The organism is Pseudomonas sp. LARHCG127 (assembly GCF_052871455.1).
In genome coordinates, this window is the sequence record NZ_JBIXJT010000004.1 from 44,493 (window position 1) to 56,661 (window position 12,169).

Below are 12,169 nucleotides of genomic sequence, written 5' to 3' on the forward strand. Positions count from 1 at the left end.
GGCGGAACCATTAGCGGCCGTTACCGCAGGAATGGATATGTACTCCGCCAAGACTGTCAGACCGCCATCGCGAGCAAGCTCGCTCCCACAAGGGATTGCGACCATCCAATCGGCCGTTTTGCCGTTCGATAATCGCCCAAAACCCGCAAACGGCAATTGAACCGATCCCGGGCCGCCCTTCACCATCGCTCGCACAAAACCAATAACAACAGGTTCGACGCCATGCCCCAACGCCCCGTCCCACCCGGCTGATTCCGATCGCCCTGACGCCCCTGGCTACCCCGTACCGCCAGCACCTCAAAAGTGCGGCAGCAACTCGCTTCGTCCACAAAAAATAGAGACAACGCCCATGAAGCCCACACAGCACCTGTTCCCCAGCCTTATCGCCGTAGCCCTGGCCAGCACCGCCCTGCCCGTCCTGGCCGCGGAATCGGGATTCGTCGAAGATGCCAAGGCCACGTTGAACCTGCGCAACTTCTACCTCAACCGCAACTTCACCAACCCGAACAATGCCCAAGGCAAGGCTGAAGAGTGGACCCAGAGCTTCATCCTCGACGCCAAGTCCGGTTTCACCCAAGGCACGGTCGGTTTCGGCGTGGACGTGCTGGGCATGTACTCGGTCAAGCTCGACGGCGGTGGTGGCACGGCAGGTACACAACTGCTGCCGGTACACGATGACGGTCGCCCCGCCGATGACTTCGGGCGCCTCGGCGTGGCCCTCAAGGCCAAGGTCTCGAAGACTGAGCTGAAGGTCGGCGAATGGATGCCGGTGCTGCCGATCCTGCGTTCCGACGATGGCCGTTCCCTGCCGCAAACCTTCCGCGGCGGCCAGGTCACCTCGACCGAAATCAATGGCCTGAGCCTCTACGGCGGCCAGTTCCGTGGCAACAGCCCGCGCAACGACGCGAGCATGGAAGACATGTCGATGAACGGTCGCGGTGCGTTCACCTCCGACCGTTTCAACTTCGGCGGCGGCGAATACGCCTTCAACGAAAAACGCACCCAGGTCGGCGTGTGGTACGCGGAACTGTCCGACATCTACCAACAGCAATATTTCAACCTGACCCACAGCCAGCCCATCGGCGACTGGACCCTGGGCGCCAACCTTGGCTACTTCACCGGCAAGGAAAACGGCAGCGCGTTGGCCGGCGACCTGGACAACAAAACCGCGTTCGCCATGCTCTCGGCCAAATACGGCGGCAACACCTTCTACGTCGGCCTGCAAAAAGTCGGCGGCGACGATGCCTGGATGCGCGTCAACGGCACCAGCGGCGGCACCCTGGCGAACGACAGCTACAACTCCAGCTATGACAACGCCAAGGAAAAATCCTGGCAAGTGCGCCACGACTTCAACTTCGCCGCCGTCGGCGTGCCGGGCTTGACCCTGATGAACCGCTACATCAGCGGTGACAACGTTCACACCGCCACCGTCGATGACGGCAAGGAATGGGGCCGCGAAAGTGAACTGGCCTACACCGTGCAGAGCGGTGTGCTGAAAAGCCTGAATGTGAAATGGCGTAACTCGACGATGCGCCGGGATTACAGCACCAATGAATTCGATGAGAACCGGTTGATCGTCAGCTATCCGATCGGTTTGTTGTAAAAGCTGAATATGGATGGAGGCTGTACCACCGTCATCGCGAGCAAGCTCGCTCCCACAGGGAATTGGCGGTGGGCGCAGATTCAATGGCCGCTGGAGATCAGTGTGGGAGCGAGCCTGCTCGCGAAGACGACGGCACATTCAGTATCTTCGAAAACTGACACACCGCTTTCGCGAGCAGGCTCGCTCCCACAGGGAATTGGCGGTGGACGCAGATTCAATGGCCGCTGGAGATCAGTGTGGGAGCGAGCTTGCTCGCGATGGCGTCATCACATTCAACATCGATGCAACTGACCCACCGCTTTCGCGAGCAGGCTCGCTCCCACAGGAATCGAGGTATGTCCTAACCCCGCGATTCGACACCCAGCTCATCCCAGACGGATTCGGCCAGGTGGAAGGTGGCATTGGCCGCCGGAATGCCGCAGTAAATGGCGCTCTGCATGATCACTTCCTTGATCTCGCTGCGGCTTACGCCATTGTTGGCGGCGGCGCGCAGGTGCAGCTTGAGCTCTTCATTGCGGTTCATGCCGATCAGCATGGCAATGGTAATCAGGCTACGGGTATGGCGCGGCAGGCCCGGGCGGGTCCAGATGTCGCCCCAGGCGTGGCGGGTGATCATCTCCTGGAATTCGCTGTTGAACTCGGTCAGGGCATTGAGGCTGCGATCGACATGGGCATCGCCCAGCACCGCGCGGCGTACTTGCATGCCTTCGTCGTAACGTTGTTTCTCGTCCACAGGAAACTCCTCAGGCACGGCCAGAATCAAGCAGGAAATCCAAGACCCGCGCACTGAACGCAGCACCGGCCTGGACGTTGGACAGGTGCGCGGCATGGAACTCGGCGTACTCGGCGCCATTGACGCGCTCTTGGATAAAGTGCCCACCCGACGGTGGCGTCACCGCATCTTCGGTGCCGGCGATCACCAGCAGCGGCACGCGAATCGATGATAACTGCTCGCGAAAATCGGCATCACGCACCGCCGCGCAGTTGGCGGCATAACCCTGGGGCGAGGTCGCGGCCAGCATCTCAGTGATTTTTTTTGCCGTCGCAGGCTGGGCCTCGGCAAAGTCGGGGGTAAACCAGCGGGCAATCGACGCATCGCGCAACGCCACCATCGCATCCTTGCCGTCACGCAGCACGGTTTCGATGCGCGGGTTCCACATCGACGGGTCGCCGATCTTGGCCGCGGTGTTGCACACCACCAGTTTGTGCAAGCGTTCACTGGCATTGATGCCCAGCCATTGACCGATCAAGCCCCCCATCGACAAGCCGCAGAAATGCACCTTGTCGATCTTCAACTGATCAAGCATCGCCAGCACATCGCGACCCAGCTGTTCAATGCTGTAGGGGCCTTCGGTCACCAGCGACTGGCCATGACCACGGGTGTCGAAACGCAGCACGCGAAAATGTTCGCTGAAGGCCGGGATCTGCTCATCCCACATGTGCAGGTCGGTGCCCAGGGAGTTGGAGAGCACCAGCACCGGGGCGTCTTGCGGCCCGTCCAATCGGTAGTTCAGATCGCCCTCGGCGAGTTTGACGAATCCCACAACAATCTCCTTTCAGGCATTCAAGGCAAGGTGTTCGGCCACGGCTCGGGCAACCCAGGTCTGGGCCTGGCCGAGGTAGTGGGCCGGGTCGAGCAGATGGTCGAGCTCGGTGGCGGATAACTGCGCGTTGACCTGGGGTTCGTCTCCCAGCACAGCGCGCAAATGCCGCTGTTCGGCCACGGCGCGCTTGCAGCATTGCTCCAGCAGATGATGGGCGGTGTCACGGCCAACCCGCTGGGCCAGGACGATGCTCACCGCTTCGGCCAGCACCAACCCCTGGGTCAGTTCTAGGTTGCGGGCCATGCGCGCCGTGTCCACTTCCAGCCCTTCGGCCAGCAGTCGCGCCTGTTGCAAGGCGCCGGAGACCAGGCAGCAGATCTCCGGCAGGGTTTCCCATTCGGCGTGCCACAGGCCCAGGCTGCGCTCGTGTTCCTGAGGCATGGCGCTGAACAGCGTCGACAACAGGCCAGGCACTCGTGTCGCCGCGCCGATCAGCACCGCCGCGCCCACCGGGTTGCGCTTGTGCGGCATCGTCGACGAACCGCCCTTGCCCGGTGCAGAAGGTTCGAAGGCTTCACCGGCCTCGGTCTGCATCAACAGGCTGATGTCGCGCCCCAATTTGCCCAGGCTGCCGGCGATCAACCCTAGCACCGCGCCGAACTCCACCAGGCGATCGCGCTGGGTGTGCCACGGTTGCTCCGGCAGGTTCAGTTGCAACTCGGCGGCCAGGGCTTCGGCGACCGGCAGCGCCTGTTCCCCCAAGGCGGCGAGCGTTCCGGAGGCGCCGCCGAATTGCAGCACCAGCAAACGCGGCTTGAGTTCCCGCAAGCGTTGGCGACTGCGGGTGATCGCCCCCAGCCAACCGGCGATCTTCATGCCCAGGGTTACCGGGGTTGCGTGTTGCAACCAGGTGCGCCCGGCCAGCGGTGTGGCGGCGTAGCGTTCGGCTTGTCGGGCCAGGGTCGCGGCCAGTTGCGCCAGCTCTGCCTCGATCAAGTCCAACGCTCGGCGCAGTTGCAGCACCAATCCGCTGTCCATCACGTCCTGGCTGGTGGCGCCCAGGTGCACGTAGCGTTCGGCCTCGGCGCTCTCGGTGGCGATGCGCTTGCCCAATGCCTTCACCAGCGGGATCGCCGAGTTGCCGGCACTGGCAATCGCTTCGCTCAACGCGCCAAAGTCGTACAACTGGGCACGGCAGGCGTTCTCGATCGGCGCCACCGCGGCCTGGGGGATCAATCCCACTCGCGCTTGGGCCCGGGCCAATGCGGCCTCGACGTCCAGCATGGCCTGCACCCGCCCTGCATCGCAGAACACCTCGCGCATGTCGCGGGCGGTGAAGTAGGCATCGAACAGCTGATTGCCCGGTCGTTCGCTCATAAACAGTCCTTCGAAAAATGGATGCCTTTGGCCAGAGATCGCTCCCGCTTGAGTGCGAAGCGCTCACAAGATAGGGCTGCTGCGCAGCCCAGCGGGAGCAAGCTCCCTCGCCACAATGAATCTAACGGGCCTTCGGTTCACCACTCACAGGTCATGGTGCAAATACGCCGGCTGCTTGGGCAGGCGCAGGCTGAACAGGAACGCCACCCCCATCATCACCGTGACATACCAATAAAAGGCGTTTTCCATGCCCTGGGCCTTCAGGCTCAAGGCGACGTATTCGGCCGATCCGCCAAAAATCGCATTGGCCACCGCGTAAGCCAACCCTACTCCCAGTGCCCGCACTTCAGGTGGAAACATTTCGGCTTTCACCAGGCCGCTGATGGAGGTATAGAAACTGACGATGGCCAGCGCCAGCGTAATCAGGACAAACGCCAGGAACGGGCTGCTGATGCTTTTGAGCGTCAGCAGGATCGGCACCGTGCACAACGCTCCCAGGCCACCGAACCAAAGCATGGAGTTACGCCGGCCGATCTTGTCCGCCAGCATGCCGAACAGCGGTTGCATGCACATATAGAGGAACAGCGCGCCGGTCATGATGTAGCTGGCGGTCTTGGCGTGCAGGCCTGCGGTGTTCACCAGGTATTTCTGCATGTAGGTGGTGAAGGTGTAGAAAATCAGCGAACCACCGGCGGTGTAGCCGAGCACGGTGATAAACGCCGCCTTGTGGTCGCGAAACAGCGCGGCGATGCTGCCGGCGTCCTTGTTCTCGCGCATTTCCTTGCTGCTGGTTTCTTTCAGGGAACGCCGCAGGAGCAGGGAAATCAACGCCGCCGCGGCGCCTACCACGAACGGAATCCGCCAACCGTAGGCACGCAGTTCGTCCTCGTTGAGAAACTGTTGCAGGACCACCACCAGCGACACCGCCAGCAGCTGCCCGCCAATCAGCGTCACGTACTGGAACGAGGCGAAAAAGCCGCGCTGGCCCTTGAGGGCCACTTCGCTCATGTAGGTGGCGGTAGTGCCGTATTCGCCGCCCACCGACAGGCCTTGCAGCAAGCGCGCGAACAACAGCAGCACCGGCGCCCAGACGCCGATGTCCTTGTAGGTGGGCAGGCAGGCGATGAGCAACGAGCCGAAGCACATCATCAGCACCGAGATCATCATCGAATTCTTGCGCCCGTGGCGATCCGCCACCCGACCGAAAATCCAACCGCCGATGGGCCGCATCAGGAACCCGGCGGCGAACACACCGGCCGTGTTGACCAGTTGCACCGTCGGGTTGTCCGAGGGGAAGAACGCCGGCGCGAAATAAATCGCACAGAATGCATAGACGTAGAAGTCGAACCATTCGACCAGGTTGCCGGATGAAGCACCGACGATGGCGAAGATGCGCTTGCTGCGTTCTTCACCGGTGTAGTGGCTGATTGGGATGGTCATGGGTTATTCACTCGTTGGGGGCTGACGAAGTCTAGACACACTTCGTAACACTCCCGTTCCACAAACAGTTTTTCGACGTGTAGTGCCTGTACTGCGGCCATCGCGAGCAAGCTCGCTCCCACAGGGTTGCATCTTCTTTGTGGCGAGGGAGCTTGCTCCCGCTGGCTTGCGCCCGTAGGAGCTGTCGAGCGAAGCGAGGCTGCGATCTTTTCCCAATCACTCGAGTTTCAAGTGAAAGATCAAAAGATCGCAGGCTTCGCCAGCTCCTACAAAGCCGAGCGGGAGCAAGCTCCCTCGCCACAAAATCGCCCATCACTCAGTAATCGAAGAACACCGTCTCGGCGTCCGTGCCCTGCAGGATCACGTTCCACTGGTACACGCCCGACGCATCGGGCTTGGCGACGAGGGTGCCGCGGCGCTCCTCGGGCACGCAGGCCAACAGCGGGTCAGCTTCGTTGGCCTGCTCGCCGTCAAAGTAGATGCGTGTCAGCAAATGCTTGACCAGCCCACGTGCGAACACCAGCACGACCAGATGCGGCGCCTGGGTCGCACCGCCCAGCCCTGGCACAGTGCCCGGCTTGATGGTGGTGAAGCGGAAGCGCCCTTCGGCATCCACCGGCACTCGACCGAAGCCCTCGAAGTGCGGGTCCAGGGGCTTGTCCTGGTCGTCTTCCGGGTGGGCGTATTTGCCGGCGGCGTTGGCCTGCCAGACTTCCAGCATCGCGTCGTTGACGAACTGGCCATTACCGTCGACCACCTGCCCGGTGATTGCCACACGTTGGCCAAGGGTTTGGGCAACGGTCAGGTCTTCGCGGTTCAGCCAGGTCAGGCCGATGTGGTAGTAAGGGCCAACGGTATGGGACGTGGTGGCGGTGAGCGTCATCTTATTTCTCCATCGGCGTGGCATCGCGGCCGCGCAAGACGATGTCCCAGCGGTAACCGAGGGCGTAGTGAGGGACGGTTTTTTCCAGGTCGAACCGGGCGATCAGGCGCTCCTTGGCGCGGGTGTCCGGCACGCAGTTGTAGATCGGGTCGTATTCCAGCAAGGGATCGCCCGGGAAATACATCTGCGTCACCAGGCGCGTCAGGATGCTCGGCCCGAACAGTGAGAAATGGATATGCGCCGGGCGCCAGGCGTTGTGATGGTTGCCCCACGGATAAGCGCCGGGCTTGATGGTCTGGAACTGATACCAGCCGTCGGCATCGGTCACGGTGCGACCGGTGCCGGTGAAGTTCGGGTCCAGCGGCGCGTCATGGTCGTCACGGTCATGGTTATAGCGGCCGGCGGCGTTGGCCTGCCAGATTTCCACCAGGATGCCGGACACCGGCTGGCCGTGCTCATCCAGCACCCGCCCGTGAATAATGATCCGCTCCCCCAGTGGCTCGCCGGCATGCTGGGCGGTCAGGTCGTGGTCCTTTTCCTGCAAGCGGTCGGCGCCTACCGTCGGGCCGGTAATTTCCGACAGCGAATGGGGCAGGAACACCAACGGCTTGGACGGCGAGCGCAGGTTGGTGGACTGGTAAGGCGGGTGCAGATACTCCGGCTGGGTGCCCGCTTGGGGGCGACGATAACCAGGCTTGTCAGTCATGAAGCATTCCTCGGTTTTCTTATTAGTAGAGCGACGCGTCAGACGCGTTCGATGGCCAATGCCAGACCCTGGCCGACGCCGACGCACATGGTCGCCAGGCCTTTCTTGCCGCCGGTCTTTTCCAAATGGTGCAACGCCGTCATCACCAAGCGCGCCCCGCTCATGCCCAGTGGATGGCCGAGGGCGATAGCGCCGCCGTTCGGGTTGACCTGCGGCGCATCGTCCGCCAGCCCCAAGTCCCGCAGCACCGCCAGGCCCTGGCTGGCAAAGGCTTCATTGAGTTCGATCACATCGAAATCCGCGACCGCCAGGCCCAGGCGTTCAGTGAGCTTGCGCACTGCCGGCACCGGGCCAATGCCCATCACCCGTGGCGCGACGCCGGCGCTGGCCATGCCCAACACTTTGCCCCGAGGCGTCAGGCCATGTTTTTTCACCGCTTCGGCCGACGCCAGGATCAAGGCGGCCGCGCCGTCGTTGACACCCGAAGCGTTGCCGGCGGTGACGGTCTTGTCAGGGCCATTGACCGGTTTGAGTTTGCCCAAGGTTTCCAGCGTGGTGTCGGCGCGCGGGTGCTCGTCCTGTTCGACCACGGTTTCGCCTTTTTTATGAGTGATGCGCACCGGCACGATTTCTTCGGCGAAAAAACCTGCCGCCTGGGCCGCCGCCGTTCGCTGTTGGCTGCGCAAGGCGAAAGCGTCCTGGTCGGCGCGGGACACGGCGTAGTCATCGGCCACGTTATCGGCAGTCTGCGGCATCGCGTCCACGCCGTACTGGGCTTTCATCAATGGGTTGATGAAACGCCAGCCGATGGTGGTGTCTTCCAGCTTCATGTTGCGGGAAAACGCGGCGTCGGCCTTGCCCATCACGAACGGCGCCCGAGACATCGACTCCACGCCGCCAGCGATGGCCAGTTCCATCTCGCCGCTGGCAATGGCGCGGAACGCGGTGCCGATGGCGTCCATGCCCGAGGCGCAAAGGCGATTGAGGGTCACGCCGGGAATGCTTTCCGGCAGGCCCGCCAACAACAGCGCCATGCGCGCCACGTTGCGGTTGTCTTCGCCGGCCTGGTTGGCACAGCCGAGGAACACCTCATCCACCGCATTCCAGTCCACCGATGGATTGCGTTCCATCAGCGCCTTGATCGGCACAGCGGCCAGGTCATCGGCGCGCACGGCAGACAAACCGCCGCCAAACCGACCGATCGGGGTTCGAATCGCATCACAGATATACACGTCGCGCATCAAGCTTCTCCCGGTGCCTGGCCGTGGGCCGCCGCGGTGCGAGCTTCCAGGTCGCGCAGTGCGCGCAACTCCACCTCGGTCGGCTCGGCGGTGGTTTGCACCTGGTCGGCGAAACGAATCGCCCACCCGGTGGCCGCAATGACTTGCTCGCGGGTCACGCCGGGGTGCAGCGCGGTGACCACGAATTCATGGCTGCCGGCTTCCGGTTCCATGATGCACAAATCGGTGATGATGCCCACGGGCCCCGCCCCCGGCAGGCCAAGACGCTTGCGCGAATCACCGCCTTCGCCATGGCCCACCGAGGTGATGAAATCCAGCTTGTCGACAAACGAACGCGCCGACTGCTTGAGGATGATCAACACGCTTTTGGCGGAACCGGCGATTTCCGGCGCGCCACCGGCACCCGGCAAGCGGACTTTCGGCTGATGGTAGTCGCCCACCACCGTGGTGTTGATGTTGCCAAAACGGTCGACCTGGGCCGCGCCAAGGAAACCGACATCGATACGCCCGCCCTGCAGCCAGTAGCGAAAAATCTCACCGGTCGGTACGACAGTGTCCGCGGTTTCCGCCAGCTCACCGTCGCCGATGGACAGCGGCAGTACGCTGGGCTTGGCACCGATCGGACCCGATTCGTAGATCAGCACGACGTCCGGCGACGAGGTCAGCCGCGCCAGGTTGGCCGCTTTCGACGGCAGGCCGATGCCGACGAAGCACACGGCATTGTTCTTCAAGCGACGCGCAGCGGCGACGGTCATCATTTCGTTGGTGGAGTAGTTCATGGTTTCACCTGCGAAGCGGCTGCCAGCCGGGCCTGGAATTCACTGAAATCTCGAGTGCCGTGAATGTATTCGTTGATCCATGCGGTAAAGGTCTCACGGTCCCGGGCGATCGGGTCCCACGCCTGGTAGAAACGGTTGTCACGCTCGGTGTAGCCGTGGGCGTAGGACGGATGGGCACCGCCGGGGACATGGCACACGGCGCTCAACGCCCAGGTCGGCAGCACGCAGGCGTTCATCGGCGCGTTCAGGTCGTCGACGATTTCTTCCACGGTGACGATGCAACGCTTGGCGGCCAGGGCAGCTTCTTTCTGCACACCGAGGATGCCCCATAGCAACACGTTGCCCTTGCGGTCGGCTTTCTGGGCATGGATCACCGTGACGTCCGGGCGCACCGAAGGCACGGCGGCCAGGACTTCACCGGTGAAGGGACAGGTCACGCTCTTGATCAGCGGGTTGACCTTCGGCAGGTCAGAACCGGCGTAGGCCCGCAACACTGCGAACGGCAGGCCGGAAGCGCCAGCGACGTAGGCATTGGCCAGGTCGGCGTGGCTGTGTTCCTCGATCTCCAGCGGGTGTGGCCATTGTTTCTCCACGGCATCGCGCAAGCGGTGCAACGACCCGACGCCAGGGTTGCCGCCCCAGGAGAAAATCAACTTGCGAGCACAACCGGCGCCGATCAACTGGTCATAGATCAGGTCAGGCGTCATGCGCACCAGGGTCAGATCTTTCTTGCCCTGACGAATGATTTCATGACCCGCCGCCGTAGGAATCAGGTGAGTGAAGCCTTCGAGCGCGACGGTATCGCCGTCATTGACGAATTGCTTCACCGCGTCGTGCAGCGAAAGGATTTCAGCCATGGGGCAGGCTCCCGTTATCCAGTAGACCGACATGAAGAAAAAGGCGCGAGGTTAAGCGCCGGAGTGACTGAAGATTAAGCTTCGGGATGGCGGCAAAACAATCCGATAATCGACTGAGTGTTCGTTTATCGAACAGATTGTTGTTTGGCTATCGATTTGCCCTCACATCGAAAACAGGTGGAACCCGTGGCGAGGGAGCTTGCTCCCGCTGGGCTGCGTAGCAGCCCTAATATAGAGGGCCGCTTCGCGCCCCAGCGGGAGCAAGCTCCCTCGCCACAGGTGTGGACTCAGGGTTTCGTGCAGGTGAACAGCTCAGGTCGCATCCGCATGACTGACCATGCCCTTGATCACCACCGCCGTGGTCGCCAGCGCCGCAGGAATAACCAGCGCCGTCAGGACCTGTTCAAAGTTCCAGCCCAGCCCCAGCAGTGTGGCGCCCATCCAGGCGCCGAGGATCGCGCCGAAACGACCGATGCCCAGCATCCACGAGACCCCGGTGGCCCGGCCCTGGGTCGGGTAGAAACGCGCCGCCAGGGAAGGCATCGCCGATTGCGCGCCGTTGACGCACATGCCGGCCACCAGCACCAGGGTGGCGAGCACGGTGATGTTGCCCAGGCTCTGCCCCACCGCGTAGGCAAACACCCCGGCCATCAGATAGAAAAGGCCGATGACCTTGTGCGGATTGAATCGGTCCATCGCCCAACCGACAAACACAGCGCTCAATACGCCGCCGAATTGAAACAACGCGCCGATAAACGCGGCCTGTTCCATGCTCGCGCCGCTGTCGCGCATCAAGGTCGGCAGCCAACTGGTCAACAGGTAGACAATCACCAGGCCCATGAAATAGGTCAGCCACAGCAGCAAGGTGCCGGCGCTGTAGGTGCCGGAGAAAATCACCGCCAGCACGTTGCGGGCCTTGACGGTTTTCTGTTCCGGTACGCTGAAGCTCGCCGCTTGGGCAACCGTGTGCGGCTCGATCGGCGCCAGGGTCTTGCGCACTTTATCGGTGCCGCGATTGCGCACCACCAGGTAACGCGCCGACTCCGGCAGCCAGAACAGCAACACGACCGCCAGGATCAACGGCAGCACCCCGCCGATCAGCAGCAGGCTGTGCCAACCGAAGGCCGGGATCAACTTGGCGGAGATGAACCCGCCGCCCGCCATGCCCAGGTTGAAGCCACAGAACATGCTAGTCACCAACAGCGATTTCTTGCGTTCCGGGGTGTACTCCGAGAGCAAAGTGGTGGCGTTCGGCATCCCGGCGCCCAAGCCCAGGCCGGTCAAGAACCGCAATACCAGCAATTGATCGACGTTGGTGCTGTAGGCCGAGGCCAGGCTGAACGCGCCGAACAGCACGACCGCGCCCACCAGTACGACTTTTCGCCCGAAGCGGTCAGCCAACGGCCCTGAACCCAGTGCGCCGAACACCATGCCGATCAGCGCGGCACTCATTACAGGGCCGAGGCTGGCGCGATCGATGCCCCAATCCTGGGACAACGCCGGGGCGATGAAACCCATCGCGGCCGTATCGAGGCCGTCGAGGAATACAATCAGGAAACACAGAATCACCACCCGCCACTGATAACGCGATATGGGCTGGGTATTGATGAAGGACTGCACATCGAGGCAATTGCCTACGGAGGTCTGGGGCTGGTTCATTTTATTTTTATTCCAAGCGAAAAACGCAGGCGGACGAACGGAGACCCGGCGACACACGCCGGATGACGCTGCGCGACATT

General features: G+C 62.4%; 11 protein-coding genes. 1 reads left to right on the forward strand and 10 read right to left on the reverse strand.

Features of this window, described 5'->3' with window-relative positions:
* The first annotated feature begins 349 nt into the window (after window positions 1-349).
* On the forward strand, window positions 350-1,603 hold the full coding sequence (locus ACIPQ1_RS08315) for an OprD family porin (RefSeq protein ID WP_446533933.1): 1,254 nt from the start codon (window positions 350-352) through the stop codon (window positions 1,601-1,603).
* Window positions 1,604-1,943: 340 nt separating this feature from the next.
* On the opposite strand, the gene pcaC is transcribed toward ACIPQ1_RS08315, so the two are convergent.
* From pcaC to ACIPQ1_RS08365, 10 genes are all read right to left on the reverse strand, one after another.
* Complete coding sequence (pcaC, locus tag ACIPQ1_RS08320) at window positions 1,944-2,336, reverse strand: 4-carboxymuconolactone decarboxylase (RefSeq protein WP_030142291.1); 393 nt, start codon at window positions 2,334-2,336, stop codon at window positions 1,944-1,946.
* 10 nt (window positions 2,337-2,346) lie between these two features.
* Entirely contained in the window at window positions 2,347-3,147 is an 801-nt protein-coding gene (gene pcaD / locus ACIPQ1_RS08325) for a 3-oxoadipate enol-lactonase (protein WP_250965736.1), read from the reverse strand.
* A gap of 12 nt (window positions 3,148-3,159) precedes the next feature.
* Entirely contained in the window at window positions 3,160-4,524 is a 1,365-nt protein-coding gene (locus tag ACIPQ1_RS08330) for a 3-carboxy-cis,cis-muconate cycloisomerase (RefSeq protein ID WP_411386711.1), read from the reverse strand.
* Window positions 4,525-4,668: 144 nt separating this feature from the next.
* The gene (locus ACIPQ1_RS08335) at window positions 4,669-5,964 is read right to left on the reverse strand and encodes an MFS family transporter (RefSeq protein WP_250965738.1); all 1,296 of its coding nucleotides are present in this window, start codon (window positions 5,962-5,964) and stop codon (window positions 4,669-4,671) included.
* Window positions 5,965-6,280: 316 nt separating this feature from the next.
* Window positions 6,281-6,847: a protocatechuate 3,4-dioxygenase subunit alpha gene (pcaG, locus tag ACIPQ1_RS08340; RefSeq protein WP_446533934.1), complete on the reverse strand. Its 567-nt coding sequence runs from the start codon at window positions 6,845-6,847 to the stop codon at window positions 6,281-6,283.
* Window position 6,848: 1 nt separating this feature from the next.
* The gene (gene pcaH, locus ACIPQ1_RS08345) at window positions 6,849-7,553 is read right to left on the reverse strand and encodes a protocatechuate 3,4-dioxygenase subunit beta (RefSeq protein WP_250965740.1); all 705 of its coding nucleotides are present in this window, start codon (window positions 7,551-7,553) and stop codon (window positions 6,849-6,851) included.
* Window positions 7,554-7,591: 38 nt separating this feature from the next.
* A complete protein-coding gene (gene pcaF / locus ACIPQ1_RS08350) occupies window positions 7,592-8,797 on the reverse strand; it encodes a 3-oxoadipyl-CoA thiolase (protein ID WP_411386710.1) in 1,206 nt (401 codons plus the stop codon).
* Window positions 8,794-9,573, reverse strand: a complete 780-nt coding sequence (locus ACIPQ1_RS08355) for a CoA-transferase subunit beta (protein ID WP_181290317.1) — start codon at window positions 9,571-9,573, stop codon at window positions 8,794-8,796. The genes pcaF and ACIPQ1_RS08355 overlap by 4 nt, the downstream gene beginning before the upstream one ends.
* On the reverse strand, window positions 9,570-10,430 hold the full coding sequence (locus tag ACIPQ1_RS08360; RefSeq protein ID WP_186730795.1) for a CoA transferase subunit A: 861 nt from the start codon (window positions 10,428-10,430) through the stop codon (window positions 9,570-9,572). The genes ACIPQ1_RS08355 and ACIPQ1_RS08360 overlap by 4 nt, the downstream gene beginning before the upstream one ends.
* A 312-nt stretch (window positions 10,431-10,742) precedes the next feature.
* Window positions 10,743-12,089, reverse strand: a complete 1,347-nt coding sequence (locus ACIPQ1_RS08365) for an aromatic acid/H+ symport family MFS transporter (protein WP_446533935.1) — start codon at window positions 12,087-12,089, stop codon at window positions 10,743-10,745.
* Window positions 12,090-12,169 lie beyond the last annotated feature (80 nt).

Coding starts and splice junctions, on each gene's coding strand:
- ACIPQ1_RS08330 (WP_411386711.1), bottom strand. CDS start 4,524: ATGAGCGAACGACCGGGCAATCAGCTGTTCGATGCCTACTTCACCGCC.
- pcaG (WP_446533934.1), bottom strand. CDS start 6,847: ATGACGCTCACCGCCACCACGTCCCATACCGTTGGCCCTTACTACCAC.
- ACIPQ1_RS08360 (WP_186730795.1), bottom strand. CDS start 10,430: ATGGCTGAAATCCTTTCGCTGCACGACGCGGTGAAGCAATTCGTCAAT.
- pcaH (WP_250965740.1), bottom strand. CDS start 7,553: ATGACTGACAAGCCTGGTTATCGTCGCCCCCAAGCGGGCACCCAGCCG.
- ACIPQ1_RS08365 (WP_446533935.1), bottom strand. CDS start 12,089: ATGAACCAGCCCCAGACCTCCGTAGGCAATTGCCTCGATGTGCAGTCC.
- ACIPQ1_RS08355 (WP_181290317.1), bottom strand. CDS start 9,573: ATGAACTACTCCACCAACGAAATGATGACCGTCGCCGCTGCGCGTCGC.
- ACIPQ1_RS08335 (WP_250965738.1), bottom strand. CDS start 5,964: ATGACCATCCCAATCAGCCACTACACCGGTGAAGAACGCAGCAAGCGC.
- ACIPQ1_RS08315 (WP_446533933.1), top strand. CDS start 350: ATGAAGCCCACACAGCACCTGTTCCCCAGCCTTATCGCCGTAGCCCTG.